This is a genomic window from Lyngbya sp. CCY1209 (assembly GCF_055795065.1).
The window spans coordinates 1-473 of record NZ_JAYFER010000403.1 but is presented as its reverse complement, the minus strand read 5'-3'; the positions used below and the strand labels follow the sequence as shown (position 1 = coordinate 473).

1 protein-coding gene is annotated in these 473 nt (G+C 41.9%); it reads left to right on the top strand.

All coding sequences use genetic code 11. The features are described from left to right. Nucleotides 1-473: PPC domain-containing protein (locus AC0QHF_RS12060; protein ID WP_324704463.1), on the top strand; the 473-nt coding region annotated here is incomplete at both ends.

Here is a 473-nt window from a genome sequence, read left to right as displayed (position 1 = left end):
ATCAGTAGAGCAATTCAGGGAGGCACTTATTATGCAAGAGTCTATCCTGCCTTCTCTTCTGGCAATACCAACTACGACTTAGGATTTGGCTTCTTATCTCAACCCAGTACACTGACCTTGAGTCCTGGCAATAGTCTCAGTACAGCTTTAAATATTGGCAATTTAGCGCCCAGACAAACGGTTGAGGTGACTGATTTTGTAGGAGAAACTGATCTTTCTGATGTCTATCAGTTCACCGTTGATTCTAGTCGCGATGTTGACATTACTCTTAGTGGTGTAACTGACTCCGCAAGAGTTGAACTCATTAAAGATTTTAACAATAATGGGCAAATTAACGAAGGTGATGGTGATATTTTAAGTACAAGCAGCAGAGCTGACTCAGATTCTAATGCCACCATCAGTAGAGCAATTCAGGGAGGCACTTATTATGCAAGAGTCTATCCTGCCTTCTCTTCTGGCAATACCAACTACGA